This window comes from Haloarchaeobius marinus (assembly GCF_051207415.1).
Lineage (GTDB): Archaea > Halobacteriota > Halobacteria > Halobacteriales > Natrialbaceae > Haloarchaeobius.
The window spans coordinates 922,812-939,093 of sequence record NZ_JBPKGD010000002.1; the positions used below are offsets into that span (position 1 = coordinate 922,812).

At 68.7% G+C, this 16,282-nt stretch carries 13 protein-coding genes; 5 read left to right on the forward strand and 8 right to left on the reverse strand.

What is annotated here, in order from left to right; translation table 11 throughout:
• Positions 1-28: 28 nt before the first annotated feature.
• The 5 genes from ACSC1W_RS10770 to ACSC1W_RS10790 all read right to left on the reverse strand — a co-directional run bounded on the left by ACSC1W_RS10770 (position 29) and on the right by ACSC1W_RS10790 (position 7,031).
• Entirely contained in the window at positions 29-1,159 is a 1,131-nt protein-coding gene (locus ACSC1W_RS10770; RefSeq protein ID WP_435347402.1) for an MFS transporter, read from the reverse strand.
• The gene (locus tag ACSC1W_RS10775; RefSeq protein ID WP_435347404.1) at positions 1,159-2,889 is read right to left on the reverse strand and encodes a hydantoinase B/oxoprolinase family protein; all 1,731 of its coding nucleotides are present in this window, start codon (positions 2,887-2,889) and stop codon (positions 1,159-1,161) included. Before ACSC1W_RS10775 ends, ACSC1W_RS10770 begins: the two co-directional genes overlap by 1 nt.
• Entirely contained in the window at positions 2,886-4,922 is a 2,037-nt protein-coding gene (locus ACSC1W_RS10780) for a hydantoinase/oxoprolinase family protein (RefSeq protein WP_435347406.1), read from the reverse strand. Before ACSC1W_RS10780 ends, ACSC1W_RS10775 begins: the two co-directional genes overlap by 4 nt.
• Before the next feature lie 86 nt (positions 4,923-5,008).
• A complete protein-coding gene (locus tag ACSC1W_RS10785) occupies positions 5,009-6,337 on the reverse strand; it encodes an ABC transporter substrate-binding protein (protein ID WP_435347408.1) in 1,329 nt (442 codons plus the stop codon).
• A 136-nt stretch (positions 6,338-6,473) separates the two neighbouring features.
• On the reverse strand, positions 6,474-7,031 hold the full coding sequence (locus ACSC1W_RS10790; RefSeq protein ID WP_435347410.1) for a ribbon-helix-helix protein, CopG family: 558 nt from the start codon (positions 7,029-7,031) through the stop codon (positions 6,474-6,476).
• A 124-nt stretch (positions 7,032-7,155) separates the two neighbouring features.
• On the opposite strand from ACSC1W_RS10790, the gene ACSC1W_RS10795 reads away from it, so the two are divergent.
• Both ACSC1W_RS10795 and ACSC1W_RS10800 read left to right on the forward strand, forming a co-directional pair.
• Positions 7,156-8,331 (forward strand): thiolase C-terminal domain-containing protein, encoded by a 1,176-nt coding sequence (locus ACSC1W_RS10795; RefSeq protein ID WP_435347412.1) that lies wholly within the window; start codon positions 7,156-7,158, stop codon positions 8,329-8,331.
• On the forward strand, positions 8,328-9,755 hold the full coding sequence (locus tag ACSC1W_RS10800; protein ID WP_435347414.1) for an OB-fold domain-containing protein: 1,428 nt from the start codon (positions 8,328-8,330) through the stop codon (positions 9,753-9,755). Before ACSC1W_RS10795 ends, ACSC1W_RS10800 begins: the two co-directional genes overlap by 4 nt.
• 27 nt (positions 9,756-9,782) lie before the next feature.
• Here ACSC1W_RS10800 and ACSC1W_RS10805 read toward each other — a convergent pair whose 3' ends face one another.
• The gene (locus ACSC1W_RS10805; protein ID WP_435347416.1) at positions 9,783-10,205 is read right to left on the reverse strand and encodes a DUF6069 family protein; all 423 of its coding nucleotides are present in this window, start codon (positions 10,203-10,205) and stop codon (positions 9,783-9,785) included.
• A 99-nt stretch (positions 10,206-10,304) separates the two neighbouring features.
• Between ACSC1W_RS10805 and ACSC1W_RS10810 the strand changes: the two genes are divergently transcribed.
• The 3 genes from ACSC1W_RS10810 to ACSC1W_RS10820 all read left to right on the forward strand — a co-directional run bounded on the left by ACSC1W_RS10810 (position 10,305) and on the right by ACSC1W_RS10820 (position 13,916).
• Entirely contained in the window at positions 10,305-11,192 is an 888-nt protein-coding gene (locus ACSC1W_RS10810) for a 3-hydroxyacyl-CoA dehydrogenase family protein (protein WP_435347417.1), read from the forward strand.
• Positions 11,189-12,010: an enoyl-CoA hydratase/isomerase family protein gene (locus ACSC1W_RS10815; RefSeq protein ID WP_435347419.1), complete on the forward strand. Its 822-nt coding sequence runs from the start codon at positions 11,189-11,191 to the stop codon at positions 12,008-12,010. Before ACSC1W_RS10810 ends, ACSC1W_RS10815 begins: the two co-directional genes overlap by 4 nt.
• A 229-nt stretch (positions 12,011-12,239) precedes the next feature.
• Positions 12,240-13,916 (forward strand): DUF7289 family protein, encoded by a 1,677-nt coding sequence (locus tag ACSC1W_RS10820; RefSeq protein WP_435347421.1) that lies wholly within the window; start codon positions 12,240-12,242, stop codon positions 13,914-13,916.
• Between the two features lie 55 nt (positions 13,917-13,971).
• Here ACSC1W_RS10820 and ACSC1W_RS10825 read toward each other — a convergent pair whose 3' ends face one another.
• Complete coding sequence (locus ACSC1W_RS10825; RefSeq protein ID WP_435347423.1) at positions 13,972-14,613, reverse strand: DUF6517 family protein; 642 nt, start codon at positions 14,611-14,613, stop codon at positions 13,972-13,974.
• 82 nt (positions 14,614-14,695) lie between these two features.
• A complete protein-coding gene (cysS, locus tag ACSC1W_RS10830) occupies positions 14,696-16,183 on the reverse strand; it encodes a cysteine--tRNA ligase (protein WP_435347424.1) in 1,488 nt (495 codons plus the stop codon).
• Between the last annotated feature and the right edge of the window lie 99 nt (positions 16,184-16,282).

The following is a 16,282-nucleotide window of genomic DNA, read 5'->3' on the forward strand; positions in this document are numbered from 1 at the left end:
GTGTTCTCGGACTGCATGTCGTTCTGTCTCATGCGTAGCGAACCATCGTGTAGTAGGTTGCGGCGGCGGCGACGGCGTTCAGCGCGCCGAGGACCAGGAACGCGCCGCCGTAGCTCCCGGTCGCCTCCCTGATGGTCCCCGTGACCGGCGGGAGGACGAGCGCGGCGACGTTGCCGGCCGCGACGATGGTCGCGATGGCCGTCCCCTCCGCGTCCGTCGCGCCGGCGGCGAGGTTGTAGACCGCACCGAACGGGACCGAGACCGCCAGCATGACGAGGAACGGGAGGACGACGAGCGCGACCGGACTGCCGGTCACGGCCATCGCGGCGAACCCGAGCGCCGCCGCGGCGGTGCTCCCGGCGACCAGTCGGCGGTCCGAGAGCGCGAAGCGCCAGACAGTCTCGCCGCCGCCGACCCGTCCCGCCGTCGCCGTCGCCAGCACGACTACGTTGAGCCGTCCGACCACGCCGAGGTCCGCGAAGTACGCCGTCACGAACGTCGAGAGGGTGATGTACGATCCGATGATGGCGACGTAGCACGCCGACGCGAGCAACACGACCGGATGGAGCACCACGCCACCGGGTTCCGTCGACCCGGTGGGTTCGGTCCGGCGGTCCGAGAGGTGCATCCCGCAGACGACGAGCGCCGGAACCGAGAGCAGCGCGCCCGGCGCGTGCAGCGCCAGCCAGCCGAGTCGCTCGACGAGCGTCGGCGCGAGCAGGAAGCCGAGCATCCCGCCGAAGGTCAGCAGGCCGCCGTAGACGCCCTGCTGGCGCGTCGAGTTCGCCCCGTCGGTGAGGCGTGAGATGTGCGTCGCCCCGACCGTGACCAGCAGTCCACCGGTCGCTCCCCAGAGGCCCCGTAGCGCGAGGACGACCGGGAACGACGCCGACAGGTCCAGCGAGAGGCCGAGCAGGAGGTGTGCGATACCACCCACGAACAGCACCCGCGTCGTCGTGTGCCGACCGACCCACCGCGAGGCAGGCCGCTGGACGAGCACGAACGCCGCCAGCGGGGCGCTCATCAGCAGTCCGAACGACGGCAGGCCGACGCCCAGTCGCGCCGTCAGGACGTCCGGGAGCGCGGCGTAGGCGAAGATGACGTAGCCGACGCTGGTCACGAGGACGTGCGGGACGTACCGGAGTGGGTCGCGGCGCATCAGTCATCGCCACCCTCCAGACTGTCGGCTTCGTCGTCGCCGGTCGCACCGTCGACGTCGACCCCGTACGACTCGCGGGCCGCCTCGGCCGACACCTTCCCGTGGCGGACGTCGCGGCGGACGGCGTCGGCGTCGCGGTCCGCCGGGTCGCCGTAGCCGCCGGCACCCGGCGTCCGGATGCTGACCGTCGACCCCGGCGGGAGTTCGTGCGTCGACTTCTGCGGGAGTCGGCGCGTCTCGCCGTCGTCGGTCGTGAGCGCGGCCGAACCGCACTCGCCCGGTTCGCCGCCCTCCAGTCCGTAGGGCTGGTGCTGGTGCCGGTCGGCGAGGAGGCTGAAGTGCGCCTCGTGGTCGCGGACCTGGATGTCGCGCCGGAGGCCGAGACCGCCGCGGAACTGCCCCGGCCCACCCGAGTCCTGCCTGAGTTCGTACCGCCGGACCCGGAGCGGGTAGGCCGTCTCCAGCACCTCGACGGGCGTGTTCATCGTGTTGGACATGTGGACGTGGACGCCGTCCATGCCGTCCTTGCCGGCGCGACCGCCGAAGCCGCCGCCCTGCGTCTCGTAGAAGGCGTAGGGCGTGTCGGTCCGTGGGTCGGTCCCGCCGAAGGTGACGTTGTTCATCGTCCCCTGCCCGGCGGCCGTCACGCGCTCGGGCGCCTGCTGGGCGAACGCGCCCAGCACGACGTCGGTGACGCGCTGGGACGTCTCGAGGTTCCCGCCGACGACGGCGGCCGGCGGTTCGGGGTTGACGATGCTCCCCTCGGGAGCCTTCACCTCGATGGGCCGGTAGCAGCCGTGGTTCGGCGGGATGTCCGGGTCCGTGACGCACCGGACGGAGTAGTACGTCGCCGACGCGGTGACGGCGAGGACGGCGTTCACCGGCCCCTCCGTCTGGTCGGCGGTGCCCTCGAAGTCGACGGTGACGCCGTCGCCCTCGACCGTGACCGTCGCCTCGATGGGCAGGTCCTCGTTGCCGAGGCCGTCGTCGTCGAGCACGTCCCGGAAGTGGTACGTGCCGTCCTCGAGGGCCGCGATCTCGGTCCGCATCCTGGACTCGGAGTAGTCCTGTATCTCGGCGAGCGCCTCGGTCAACGTCTCGCGGCCGTACTTCTCGACGAGTTCGAGGAACCGGCGCTTGCCAGTCTGGTTGGCTGCCTCCTGTGCCCGGAGGTCGCCGCGGCGTTCGTCTGGCGTCCGGACGTTCGAGAGCACCACTTCGAACACGGCGTCGTTGGGTTCGTCGCCCTCGAACAGTTTCACGGGCGGGATACGGATGCCCTCCTGGTATATCTCGGTGGAATCGGCCGCGACGCTGCCGGCGCGTGCCCCGCCGACGTCGGCGTGGTGGGCGCGGTTGGCCGCGAACGCGACGAGTTCCTGCTCGCCCTCGTCGTCCTCGTGGAACACCGGCGTCACGAGCGTCAGGTCGGGCAGGTGTGCGCCGCCGTAGAACGGGTCGTTGAGCAGGATGCCGTCGCCGGGTTCGAGCGTCTCCGGCGGGAACCGGTCGATGGCCGCCGACACGGAGAACGGCATCGCGCCGAGGTGGACCGGCATGTTCTCGGCCTGGCTTATCATCTCGCCCTCGGCGTCGAAGAGCGCACACGAGCAGTCCCGGCGCTCCTTGATGTTGGGCGAGTAGCCGGTCCGGATGAGGTTCGCGTTCATCTCCTCGCAGACGGCGATACAGGCGTTCCGGATGACCTCCAGCGTGACGGAGTCGGTCATGGGTTCACCTCCACCAGCAGGCTGCCGTACTCGTCCACGCTCGCGGACTGCCCGGGGTGGACGACGACGGTACTCTCTCGCCCCTCGACGATGGCCGGGCCGTCGAAGGCCGCGCCCGTCGGGAGCAACCGACGGTCGTAGACGCTGGTCTCGTGCGTCCGCCCGTCGTAGACGACGGCTCGCGTCTCGCGCACGGCGTCCGCGACGGTGCCGTCGACCGGGTCCGGATGGAGGTCGGGGGTCTCGACGATGCCCCGCGCCCGGAGGCGGACGGTGACGAGTTCGACCGGTTCGTCCTCGTAGGCGTGACCGTATCGCTGGCGGTGTCTGTCGTGGAAGCGCTCGACGACGGTGCCGAGCGTCGCCTCGTCGAGTTCGCCGGACGGGACCGGAACGGTCAACTCGAACGACTGGCCGGCGTACCGGAGGTCGACCGAGCGCTCGAACTGCACGTCGCCACCGGTCCGACTCTCGGCGGCGAGGCGGTCCTGCCCCCGCCCACGGAACGTCTCGAAGGCGTCCGCGAGCGTCCGCGGTTCGACCTCGGTCCACGCCCGGACCTTCGAGGTCGAGTAGTCGTAGAGCACGTCGCTGATGAGCAGGCCGAGCGCCGAGAGGACGCCTGCGGTCCGGGGGACGACGACGCGGGGGACCTCCAGGTCGCGCGCCAGCCTGCAGGCGTGGAGCGGTCCCGCGCCGCCGAAGGCGACGAGACCGAAGTCCCGGGGGTCGTACCCGCGCTCGACGGAGACGACGCGGAGCGCCCGCGCCATGTTCGCGTTCGCCACGTCGAGGATTCCCTGGGCCGCCTCCGCGACGCCCATGTCCAGGTCGGCGGCGACGTGCTCCTCGACCGCCGCGTCGACCGCGTCGTCCGGCGACGGGCCGTCGAGGAACCGCGAGGGGTCGATGCGCCCGAGCACGGCGTGGGCGTCGGTGATGGTCGGTCGGGTCCCGCCCCGACCGTAGCAGACCGGTCCGGGCTCGGCACCCGCCGACCGGGGGCCGACCCGGAGCGCCCCGCCGGCGTCGATCCAGGCGATGGAACCGCCGCCGGCCCCGACGGTGTGGATGTCGATCATCGGCACCGAGACGGGGTAGTCGCCGACCTCGACGTCGGTGGTCACGAGTGGCTCGCCGTCCTGCACGAGCGAGACGTCACAGGAGGTGCCACCCATGTCCATCGTGATGCAGTCCTCGATGCCAGCGAGACCGGCCACGTAGGTCGCACCCTGGACGCCCGCCGCCGGACCGGAGAGCAGGGTGTTGACGGGTCGGTCCCGGGCGGCGTCGGCCGTGATGATGCCGCCGTTGGACTGCATTATCTTCAGGTCGGTCCCGACGCCCGCCTCCGAGACCCGGGTCTCGAGTCGGCCGATGTACCGGTCCATCACCGGCTTGAGGGCGGCGTTCAGCGCGGTCGTGAGGGTCCGTTCGTACTCCCGTATCTCGGGGAGGACGCGCGAGGAGAGCGAGACGGAGGCGTCGACGCCCTCCGCTTCGAGGAGTTCGCGGACGCGACGCTCGTGGTCGTCGTTCTCGAACGAGTAGAGGAGGCTCACCGCGACGCTGTCGACGTCGTCGAGGTCGGCGGCGAGGGCGCGGACGGACGACTCGTCGAGTGACGTCAGCACGTCGCCGCGCTCGTCGAGGCGTTCGGTGACCTCGTACCGACGGTCGCGCCCGACGACCGGCGTGGGTTTCTCGGCGTCGAAGTCGTAGATGTCCGGCCGTGCCTGGCGACCGATCTCGAGCACGTCTCGAAAGCCCTCGGTCGTGACCAGTGCGGTGTCGGCCCACGTCCCCTCGAGGACCGCGTTGGTCGCGACGGTCGTCCCGTGCCCGAAGAACGCGATGTCGTCCGGTTCGATGCCGTACTCCGTCGAGACCCCGTGGAGGCCGTTCATGACGCCCTCCTCCGAGTCCGACGGCGTCGAGGGCGTCTTGTGGACGCGGACGGTCCCGTCCGCGATGGTCACGAGGTCGGTGAACGTCCCGCCGATGTCGACGCCGACGCGGGCGTCGTCACTCACGCGGGGGCACCTCCCCGGCTGTCCGTCGATTCGGTTGCGCAGTTGCTGCTAACATGTATGTAAAATGGGATGACTCGGGCGGCGGCTCAGACCAGTTCGTCCGCGGGAATCACCTGCTGGTCCTCGAACGCCCCGTCGACCACCTCGACCACGACCATGTCGCTGGCCACGTCGCCGTTGTCGTCGTAATCCACGGTCCCGCTCGGGCCGCTGTAGTCTATCTCGGTGCCGCCGTCGAGCGCGCTGACCCCGTCGGCGAAGCCGTCGTAGCTGACCGCGTCGCCGGGCGGGTTGGAGACCGTCCGCATCTGCTCCTTGACGGCCCCCGAGTCCGTCGTGCCCGCCGCGTGGACGGCGAGACAGTACGACATGAGCGCGTCGTAGGAGTTCCACGAGTACGGCGAGAAGACGTCGGCGTCCGGGTAGGCGCTCTCGTAGTCGCTGACGAACGCGTCCGTCGCGTCGCCCGTCGGCGGTCGCGTACGCACACCGAACATGCCGTTTATCACGTCGGCGCCGACGTTGCCGATGACGTCCTCGGAGAGCATGCTGGTGTGGAGCACCCAGTTGCCGCCGTAGCCGCCCTCGTTCCACTGGCTGAGCATCGTCGTCCCCGATTCGGGGTACCCCGCGAACGCGATGAAGTCTGGGTCGTCGCTGAACGCCTCCGACAGTATCTGCTCGTAGCTGGACTGTCCGGAGGAGTACCCCACCGTCGCGGTCGTCGTGCCGCTGAACGTCGCCTCGAAGGTGTCGGCGAGCGCCCGTCCGAAGTCGTTGTTGACGTAGATGACGGCCGCACTCGACGCACCCTCGTTCTCGATGATGCGGGCCATCACCTTGGCGACGAAGCGGTCGTTCGTCCGGGTCCGGAAGACGAGGTCGTCGTCGTCGAGCGTCGAGATGGTCGGGGACGAGGACGCCGAGGTGATGTGCAACACCTCGTTCGGGATGGTCACCGACTGCGCGATGCTGATGGTGACGCCCGAGGAGACCGCCCCGATGAGTCCGGAGACGCCGTCGGTCTCGACCAGTTTGTTCGCCGCGTTGACCCCCTGCGTGGAGTCCGTCCCCGTGTCCTCGTCGAGCACCTCGACTTCGCGCCCAAGCGGCCCGCCGGCCGCGTTGATGTCCTCCTGTGCCATCCGCATGGCGTTGAGCATCGGTTCGCCGAAGTCGCTCAGGTCGCCCGAGAACGGAATCGCCGCCCCGACCTTGATGGGGTCCGACGACCCACCGCCCCCACCGCCACCACCGCCACCGTCGGTGTCGTCGTCGTCGCCGTCGGTGTTCGTCTCGCCCTGTAACTCGCCCTGGTTCAAGCAACCCGCGAGGCCGGCCACACCCAGTGCCCCGCTCAGGCGCAGGAACCGCCGGCGCCGCAACCGGTCCGCGAAAGTGTCATCCTGTGCCATGACGGAGAGTACCAGTGCCCCGGAGACTATATAGACTGTTGTTACCGAGTAACAAGACTCTCTGGCCAGATGCGACCGAGTATGAAGACGTATGAACCGTTCATACTAGAAATATGACACGAACGCCGGACGGCGGTCAGCCGTCGTCGGTGGGCTGCTCGGTCATCATGACCTTCGTGTACCCCTCCTCTATCTCTATCTCGAAGGGGAGTCGGACGGCGCTCCGCTCGATGAACCGGGTCATGAACCAGCGAATCTCTTCGGACGGGAAGACGACGTGGTAGCGGTTCCGGTCGCTCCGGCGCACCGAGAGGAAGCCACAGAGCGAGAGCCATTCGAGCAGTTCGTCGAGGCTCTCGAACTCCTCCTCGTACTCCCGGGCGTGATAGGCCGACACCTCGTCCGCCGCCTCGAGGAACTCCTCGGCCCGGTCGCCCTCGGCGTCGGAGACGAAGTCGAGGAAGCAGTGCAGGAAGTCGACGTCGAGGAGGACGTGCTCGCCGCCCGAGAGCATCTTGTGGTAGTCCTCCAGTTTCTCGCTCGCGTCCGTCGTCGCCGCCTGGAAGTTCGCCGCGTAGAACGTCAACGCCCGCCGGACGAGTTCGCTCTGGCCCTGTCCCGTCCGCGACGTCACGTCGGCCAGGGCCTCCTGGGCGTCCTCGTCCAGCGAGACGGTGATACGCGAGTTGCTCATGAACGGTACAGAACCGGCGTACGTTTGAATCTCACGGCGTTCGCGGCGAAACTTCCCACGTCGCGCCGGGCGGATAGATGCCGAAGCGCGAAGGTACTTCAGCCGTGACGTTCGACGTTCGAGTATGCGAGACGCGTACGTCGTCGGGGCGGGCCAGTCCGACTTCGGGTCCTTCCCCGGCGAGAGCTACCGGTCTCTGTTCGAGGCGGCGTTCGAGGAGACCGTCGAGAGCGTATCGAACGGGTTCGACCCCGACGCAGTCGACGAGGCGGTCGTCGGCACGCTCGGCGTCGGCGGCCGCCAGCTCGGCCTCTCGGGACCCGCGGTCACCGAACACGTCGGTCTCCACGGCGTGCCGACGACGCGGGTCGAGAACGCCTGTGCGGCGTCGGGATACGCGGTCAGGCAGGCGGTCCAGGCCGTCAAATCCGGCATGGCCGACGTGGTGCTGGCCGGCGGGGTCGAGGTGATGACCGACGCCTCCGGCGACGCGACGAAGTACTGGCTGGGCGTCTCCGGCGAGACGGAGTGGGAACGGCTCTCTGGCACGACGTTCGCCGGCGTCTACGCCCAGATGGCCAGCGCGCACATGGCCGAGTACGGCACGACGGCCGAGCAACTGTCGCACGTGGCCGTGAAGAACCACGCACACGGCGCGAAGAACCCCCACGCACACCTCGGCTTCGAGTGCTCGCTTGAGGACGCGATGGACGCGCCGGTCGTCGCCGACCCCCTGAACCTCTATCACTGCTGTCCCACGACCGACGGCGCCGCCGCCGTCCTCGTCGTCAGCGAGGACGTCGTCGACGAGTACACGGACGTGGCGGCCAGGGTGGCGGGCGTCGGCGCGGCCTCGGACCGCGTCGGCCTGTTCCAGCGCGACTCCTACGTGAACGTCCCGGCGTCGGTCGACGCGGCGGCGCGGGCCTACGAGATGGCCGGGTTCGGCCCGGAGGACGTGGACTTCGCCGAGGTCCACGACTGCTTCGCCATCGCCGAACTGATGGCCTACGAGGACCTCGGCCTGTGCGAACCCGGCGAGTCCGGCGCGTTCGTCGCCGCGGGCGAGAGCGACTACGGCGGTCAGGTCGTCGTCAACACCTCCGGCGGCCTGAAGTCGAAGGGCCACCCCATCGGTGCGACGGGTGCCGGTCAGGTCGTCGAAGCGTTCGAGCAACTGACCCACTCGGCCGGCGAGCGCCAGGTCGAGGGCGCGACGCGCGGCCTGACCCACAACGTCGGCGGGAGCGGCGGTGCGGCCGTCGTCCACGCCTTCGAGCGCGAGGAGGTGGGCGCATGAGCGCGAACGCCGTCCGCGCCCTCGGTGCGTACGCCCCGCGGTTCCGCATCACGTCCGAGGCGTTCGTCGAGGCCTGGGGCCAGTTCCAGGCCGCCGGCGTCGAGGAGAAGGCGGTGCCCGGCGCGGACGAGGACGCGCTCACGATGGCCGTCGCGGCCGGGGAGCGCGCTCTCGCCGCCGACGGGAGCGACGGGTCCGACGTGACCTACCTCGCGTTCGCGTCGACGACCCCACCGCTCGCCGAGGAGGACCTGACCGCGAGACTGGGGGCGGCGCTGGCCGTCCCCGAGACCGCGACGCGGCGATTCCACAGTGGGAGCACCCGCGCCGGGACGCAGGCGCTCGTCGACGGTCTCGACGCGGGCCTCGATGGTGGCGTCGGACTCGTCGTCGCGGCCGACTGCCCGCGCGGGAACCTCGACGAGTCGACCGACCACGCCGCCGGGGCGGGAGCCGTCGCGTTCGTCCTCGCCGGCGACGGGAGCGCCCGCGTCGTCGACCGCGCCGAGTACGCGAGTCCGTACCCGGGCACGCGGTTCCGACAGTCCGGGTCCGAGCGTGTCGAGGGACTGGACGTGACGACGTACGACCGGAACGCCTTCCGGGACGTCGTGACCGGTGCCGTCGAGGGCCTCGACGCCTCCCTCGACCCCGACGCCGTGGCGATACAGGCACCCGACGGGAAGTTGCCCTACCGCGTCGCGGGTGCCCTCGGCGTCGACTCCGACGCCATCTACGACGTGGCGACGGTCCACGAACTCGGGGACACTGGAGCAGCGAGCGCACTCCTCTCGCTCGCCACCGCGCTGGCCGACGGCCTGGAGACGACGCTCGTCGTCGGCTACGGGTCGGGCGGCGGCGCGGACGCACTCGTCGTCGAGGCCGACGGCGAGGTCGTCACCGACCTCGGACTCGCCGGCGAGACGACGCTCTCGTACGCCGAGTACCTCCGGCAGCGCGGCGAGGTCACCTCGGGACCACCCGCCGGTGGCGGTGCGTACGTGTCCGTGCCGTCGTGGACGCGCACCATCCCCCAGCGGTACCGACTGGAGGCCGGTCGCTGTGGCAGTTGCGGGGCGCTCAACTTCCCGCCGGAGGGCGCGTGCGAGCAGTGCCACGAACGCGCCGAACTGGCCCCCGTCCGACTCCCCGGAACCGGAACCGTCGAGGCGGTCACGACCATCTCGCAGGGGGGTGCGCCGCCCGAGTTCGCCGAACAGCAGGCGAAGACGGGCGACTTCGCCGTCGCCGTCGTGGCGCTCGACGGCCCCGACGCGGAGGCCGCCGTCAGCATGCCGGCACAGGTCACCGACGCCGACCCGGGGGCCGTCGACGTCGGGGACCGCGTCGAGGCCACCTTCAGGCGCATCTACACGCAGGAGGGCGTGACGCGCTACGGGTCCAAGGTCACGCCGACGGGGTGACGTGGCGAGACTGGCCGGCTCCGGACCTCACTCGCCCGTTGGCAGGAACGCAACGCAGGCGACGGCGGCGACGACGTGCATGAACGCCAGCGTGGCGACGCCTGAGACGGTCGCCGCCGGGTCACCGAGGAGGAGGCCGACGTCCGGGAGGAACGAGAGGACGAGCGCGAGCGCCGCGACCCGGGTGAAGGTCCTCGTCGGGTCGTCGACGCGTCTGGCGATCACCCAGTAGACGCCAGTCGCGGCGACGACGCCGACGGTCGTGAGGAACAGCACCGGCGGGTAGTCGAGTGCCGTCAGGTCCGGGGCGATTCCGGCCGCGTCGGCGGCGGTGACCACGGCGACGTTCCCGACGACCGCCGCTGCTAGCGCGACCAGCGCGCGGACCGGGAGGCCGTACCCGGCGACCGGTCTACGGAGCGAATCGAGCGTCGTGGTATCGTGGCTCATAGTAGTCCGGACGGCCGCGACGGTATTGAATATTGGAGCCACGTCACGGCATCGCCGGAACGGATAACGCTTACTTGCCGCGCCCGCACCGTCTCGACTATGAAGGTATGCGTACTCGGCGCCGGCACGATGGGGCACGGAATCACACAGGTAACCGCGATGGGCGGCCACCAGGTGACGATGCGCGACATCGAACGGGAGTACGTCGAGAACGGACTCGACAGCATCCGGTCCAACCTCCAGGGTGGCGTCGACCGCGACAAGGTCACCCGGGAACAGATGGACGCGACGCTCGACCGCATCGACGTCGCGGTCGACCTCGAGGACGCCGTCGCGGGTGCCGACCTCGTCGTCGAGGCGGTCCCCGAGCAGATGGAGTTGAAGAAGGAGACGTTCGCGGACGTGGAGGAACTCGTCGACGACGAGGCCGTCATCGCCTCGAACACGTCGTCGCTCTCCGTCACCGAGATAGCGAGCGCACTGGACCACGACGAACGCGCCGTCGGTCTGCACTTCTTCAACCCGGTCCACCTGATGCAACTGGTCGAGGTCGTCGTCCCGGAGCAGGCGAGCGAGGAGACGGTCGACTTCGCCGAGTCGTTCGTCGAGAGCATCGACCGGACGGCCGTCACGGTGCGGGACTCGGCTGGATTCGCCTCCTCCCGCCTGGGCGTCAGCCTCGGCGTCGAAGCCATCCGGATGCTCGAAGAGGGCGTCGCCTCGCCACGGGACATCGACGCAGCGATGGAACTCGGCTACAACCACCCGATGGGACCCATCGAACTCGGCGACGTCGTCGGTCTCGACGTGCGACTCGACATCCTGGAGTACCTTCGCGAGGAACTCGGCGAGCGCTTCCGGCCGCCACAGTTACTCAAGCAGAAGGTCCGGGCGGGCAAACTCGGGAAGAAGACCGGCGAGGGCTTCTACGTCTGGGAGGACGGCGAGATAGTCGGCACGTTGGGCGACCGGGGTGAGGACGAATGAGCGACGGCGACACCGGGTCCGTCGCGGCCGACTGCGACCTCGTCGAGGCCAGCGTCGGCGACCGCGTCGCTGGCGTCGCGACGGTCGTGCTGAACCGGCCGGACGCACGGAACGCCCTGAACGCGCAACTCCGGCGGGAACTGAAGTCGGTGCTGGACGCCGCCGAGGACGACGACGAGGTGACGGTGGTCGTCCTGACCGGGTCCGACGAGTCGAGTGCGTTCGTCGCCGGTGCGGACGTGACCGAACTGCGCGAACGCGACGCGCTGGAACAGCGCGAGGCGTCGAAGCGCCCCCGCGTGTACGAGTACGTCGACGACCTGGAGAAACCGGTCATCGCGAGGGTGAACGGCCACTGTCTCGGCGGCGGGTCCGAACTCGCGCTCGGCTGTGACGTCCGCATCGCCCAGTACGGCGCGAAGTTCGGCCAGCCGGAGATCAACCTCGGCATCATGCCCGGTGGCGGCGCGACCCAGCGTCTCCCCCGTCTCGTCGGCGAGGGGCAGGCGATGCGACTGGTCCTCTCCGGCGAACTCGTCGACGCCGAGGAGGCCCACGACATCGGACTCGTCGACGAGGTGTGCGACCCGGAGGACATCGACGACCGGGTGTACGACCTCGCGGGGAAGATGGCGGCCAAGTCGCCCGTCGCGCTGGAACTCGCGAAGAAGGCCGTCAAGGCCGGGTCGCGGATGGGTCTCGAAGAGGGCATCGAGTACGAGGCCGAACTGTTCGCGTTGCTGTTCGCCAGCGATGACAAGAACGAGGGCATCGACGCCTTCCTCGAGGACCGCGACCCCGAGTGGCAGGGCGAGTAAGGGGGTCGTACCGCCGACCACGCCGCCGGGGGTCGGCTGACGAACCCGCAGGCCACTGTACGACCGATGCCGGACATCGGTCGGTCGACGCCTCGGGGGGTCTCCACCCTCCCATATATTTATTTCTTACACCTTGACTTTGTGTTTTCAAAATATCGTGGCGTATTATGTAGAAATATAAAGTTTCGAACACACCTATTATTTATAGGTCGGCTTCGTGGGTCGAGCCATGAGACGAGTCCCTTGGGAAGGGGGACGTTCGTCTGACGCGGTCAACTGGAAGGAACGGAGCGAACGAACAACCACCAGAACGGAGCGCGGACAGTCGTCAGTGCTAGCGGTCGTGCTACTCGTCGGTATCGTCGCCGTCGGGATGGTGGCCATCGCCGTCGTCGGGGCCAACACCATCAGCGAGTGGAAAGGCGGCACCGAGGACGAGCGAATCGAGGACGTCTTCGTGCAACTCGGGCAAGACATCAACTCCGTCGCATACGGGCAAGGCTCCAGCGAGAGCGTCAACTTCGACATCCGAACCAGGGAAGGAGCCGTACACCACGACAACACCGGTCACATCAAGGTCTACACGGAGAACCAGACCATCGCGGACCAGTCGTTCGGCTCCGTGGAGTACGTGCGCGACGACTCGACCTTCGCCTACCAGGCCGGGGGCGTCTGGCGTGGCACCGGCGCGAACGCACAGATGGTCGCGTCGCCGAGTCTGCGCTACCGCGACGGGACGCTGAACGTCCCGATACCGGTCGTCACCGGCGACGACTCGCTGTCGTCCGGTGCGGTCACCATCAGGAAGAACGGCACGCGCGCCCCGATAAACAACATGGGGTACATCCAGGGAGAACTCGTGACCGTCGAGATCACGAGCGAGTACTACGGCGGCTGGGCCGAGTACCTCCGTTCGAACACGAACGATGCGTCCGTCACCGTCGACCACGCGAACGAGACGGTCATCATGAAGCTCGGCCGACCGATGGTCGACGACTCGTTCTCGGACGGCGTCTACGTGACCGGCGGCGGCCTCGATTTCGAGGGTGGAAATGCCGAGGTCAACGGCTCGGTCTTCGCCGAGGGGAACGTGAGCGACGAGAGTCGCGTCGACGGCAACGTCACGGAGAACGTCGATAGCGACCTGCCGGAACTCGACGATGTCATCGAGTCGAAGATAGAGACGGCGCGTAACGATTCGTCGGTCATCGACGTCGACCCCGAGAACGGTGGCGACACCCTCGATGGCGGGAACACCTACTACGACGACGACGGGTTCACCATGGGCAATAATGACGACGTGACCGTCGACCTCAGCGGGGGGAACGTCACCCTCATCGTGAACGGTAGCATGTCGCTCGACGGAGGTCACATCGACGTGACGAACGGGGCCGGTGACAAGGCGTTCCGTGTGTACTCCAACGGCAACTTCGGCATGAGAGGGAGTACAGCCGGCGTCCAGGGCGAGTCCCAGTACCTCCAGATATACGGGACCTCGGAGATGCAGGTCGCCATCACCGGCGGTAGCGACACCAACTTCTACGGGACGATATACGCACCTCGTGACGACCCGGTCCTCGACGACACTGACTGGAACCAGGCCGCACTTTCGAACAACACCCAGTGTGTAGGCTGGGATACCTGTATCTCGACGGGTGGCGGGTCCTTCGAGGGTGCGATCGTCGCCGGGCCGACGCTGATCGGCCAGAGCGTGGAACTGGTCTACGACACGGACCTGAGCAGCTACGAACCGACGCTCCAGCTCGAGAACGGGCTCTACCCGCCGCCGATTACGTACCTCCACGTCTCGGTCCACGAGGTGACGGTCGACGACGGCGACGAGTCGCTCCGCGCGCCGCCGCTCGCTGGCAGCGCCGACGCTCGCGCACGGGCCGCGCAGGTCTGAACCTGCCGCACTCGACTGCCAGGAAGAGCGTCGACCCTGATTACTTCGGCTCGCTCTACGCGGGGTGGACGAGGTTCTCTATCATCGAGAGCATCGCGGCCTCCTCGTCTATCTCCTGCGGGTAGACCCCGAGCGCGACGACGTGGTCGTCCGCGTGCTCGATGGACTCGGTGACGAAGACGTAGACGTCGACCTGTCGCCCGTTCAGCGTCGCCGTCCCCTCGAACCTGGAGGTGCTGGCGGTCGTCCCGAGCGTGCTGACGTCCTGCCGGGAGACGCGGTCACCGACGGCGAAACCGGAGTACTGGGACTGGAACCGCCGGGCGATGTCGACCTCGGTGGCGTCGCCGACCGGGTTGAACGACTTGCCGAGGACGTTCACCTGGGGCGTCGAGACCGTCGCGAAGACGGCCGCACGCTGGTCCTCGAGCACCGGGATGTCGACCGTCTTGTAGTACTCGGTCACCCAGTTGACGACCTGGACCGTCTTCTCCTGCCCCGCTGCGGAGAACGTCCGTTCGGCGGACTGCTTCGTCGGTTCTTGCTGCTGGTAGCTCTCGCTCGACGCGACGGACTCGTCGGTGAACGCCTTCTCGGCCTCGAACGTCGTCGTACCGGAGAGGATGCCGAGACAGCCAGCCGTCGCCGCGACGGAGGCACCGGCGACCGACAGGAAGGTTCGTCTCTGTAGTCCCATGCTGGTCACGAATCGAGATTGCCGAGCATAAAAACCTGCTCAAATCGGGAGGTCGTCGCTGGACGCGACCGGTGGGTCGCGTTCAGATGCGGTACGTCGCGCCCTCGTCGGTGTCCTCGACGGTGACCCCCAGCGCCTCGAGTTCGTCCCTGAGTTCGTCGGCCCGTTCGTAGTTGCCCGCCTCGCGCTCGGCCGCCCGGACCGCCAGCACGAGTTCGACCACCTCGCCGGCGAGGTCGGCGCGTCCGTCGGTCACGGCCCCGAACTGGAAGCCGAGGACGTCGCCGCCGAACTCGTCGAGCGTCTCGACGGCCTGCCGGAGGCCGCGGTAGTCGTACTCGTCGCGGCCGTCGACGTGTCGGTTCACCGCGCCGACGAGTTCCAGCAGCGCCGTCGTCGCCTCGCGCGTGTTGAAGTCGTCGTTCATCCCCTCGGTGAACTCCCGACGGGTCCGTTCGACCGCGGCCCGGAGTTCGCGGTCGTCGACCTTCGTCCGGGCGTCCACGGAGTCACAGGCCTCGACGGCCGTCCGGTAGCCCCGTTCGAGGCGTTCCCAGCGCTCCCGGGCCTCGGCCATGGTCTCGTCGCTGTAGACCGCACGGTTGTGGTACGCCGTCGAGAGCAGGAACATCCGGACGACGTTCGGCCCCTCGGATTCGAGCGCCTCGCCGACCGTCGTGAAGTTGCCAAGACTGGAGGACATCTTCTCGGCCTTCGTCTCCAGCAGGCGAACGTGGAGCCAGTACTTCGCGAACCGCTCGCCCGTCGCGGCCTCGGACTGGGCGATCTCGTTCTCGTGGTGGGGGAAGACCAGGTCCTGCCCGCCGACGTGGACGTCGATGGAGGAGTCGAGGTGGGTCATCGCCATCGCCGAGCACTCGATGTGCCAGCCCGGACGCCCCTCGCCCCACGGCGAGTCCCACGTCTGCCCCGTCGGGCACTCGTCGTCGCCGAGCGGGTGGCCCTCCTTGCGGTGTTCCAGGACCGACTCGGCTGAGACGCCGTCGGCCTTCCAGAGGGCGAAGTCGGCGGGGTGGCGCTTCTCCGCCAGTTCGTCGGGGTCGCCCTGCTCCTCGATGTCCTCGACGCGCTGGTTCGAGAGTTTGCCGTAGTCCTCGAACTCGGTCACGTCGAAGTAGACAGACCCGTTCGTCTCGTAGGCGTAGCCCTTCTCGACGAGCGTCTCGACGAGGTCCAGTATCTCCGGGACGTGCTCGGACACCCGGGGGTACACCTCCGCCCGGAGCAGGTTCAGTCCGCGCATGTTCGACAGGACCTCGCGGACGTAGTGCTCCGCGACCGACGGTTCGTCCTCGCCGAGGGACGGGTCGCCCGCCCGGGCGACTATCTTCTCGTTCACGTCGGTGAAGTTCTCGACGTGTCGAACCCCGTAGCCGAGGTGCTCCAGCCACCGGTGCATCACGTCGACGTGGACCCAGCCACGTGCGTGCCCGAGGTGGGCCGGGTCCGAGACCGTCAGCCCACAGTAGTAGAGGAGGACGTCGTCGGGGTCCATCGGCTCGAACGGCTCCGTCTCGCCCGTCAACGTGTTCGTCACGTGCAGGGTCATTAGCGTCCCTTTCCGTCGGCACCTAGAATAAATGCTCGGAAGCGACCGGTCGTACGAGGGCGTTCGGCAGGGGCACGAACGTGCTCGTCGTCACGACTC

Bases quoted from the DNA above. Each gene is read 5' to 3' on its own strand.
- ACSC1W_RS10770 (WP_435347402.1), bottom strand. From the start codon at position 1,159: ATGCGCCGCGACCCACTCCGGTACGTCCCGCACGTCCTCGTGACCAGC.
- ACSC1W_RS10775 (WP_435347404.1), bottom strand. From the start codon at position 2,889: ATGACCGACTCCGTCACGCTGGAGGTCATCCGGAACGCCTGTATCGCC.
- ACSC1W_RS10785 (WP_435347408.1), bottom strand. From the start codon at position 6,337: ATGGCACAGGATGACACTTTCGCGGACCGGTTGCGGCGCCGGCGGTTC.
- ACSC1W_RS10790 (WP_435347410.1), bottom strand. From the start codon at position 7,031: ATGAGCAACTCGCGTATCACCGTCTCGCTGGACGAGGACGCCCAGGAG.
- ACSC1W_RS10795 (WP_435347412.1), top strand. From the start codon at position 7,156: ATGCGAGACGCGTACGTCGTCGGGGCGGGCCAGTCCGACTTCGGGTCC.
- ACSC1W_RS10800 (WP_435347414.1), top strand. From the start codon at position 8,328: ATGAGCGCGAACGCCGTCCGCGCCCTCGGTGCGTACGCCCCGCGGTTC.
- ACSC1W_RS10805 (WP_435347416.1), bottom strand. From the start codon at position 10,205: ATGAGCCACGATACCACGACGCTCGATTCGCTCCGTAGACCGGTCGCC.
- ACSC1W_RS10810 (WP_435347417.1), top strand. From the start codon at position 10,305: ATGAAGGTATGCGTACTCGGCGCCGGCACGATGGGGCACGGAATCACA.
- ACSC1W_RS10815 (WP_435347419.1), top strand. From the start codon at position 11,189: ATGAGCGACGGCGACACCGGGTCCGTCGCGGCCGACTGCGACCTCGTC.
- ACSC1W_RS10820 (WP_435347421.1), top strand. From the start codon at position 12,240: ATGAGACGAGTCCCTTGGGAAGGGGGACGTTCGTCTGACGCGGTCAAC.
- ACSC1W_RS10825 (WP_435347423.1), bottom strand. From the start codon at position 14,613: ATGGGACTACAGAGACGAACCTTCCTGTCGGTCGCCGGTGCCTCCGTC.
- cysS (WP_435347424.1), bottom strand. From the start codon at position 16,183: ATGACCCTGCACGTGACGAACACGTTGACGGGCGAGACGGAGCCGTTC.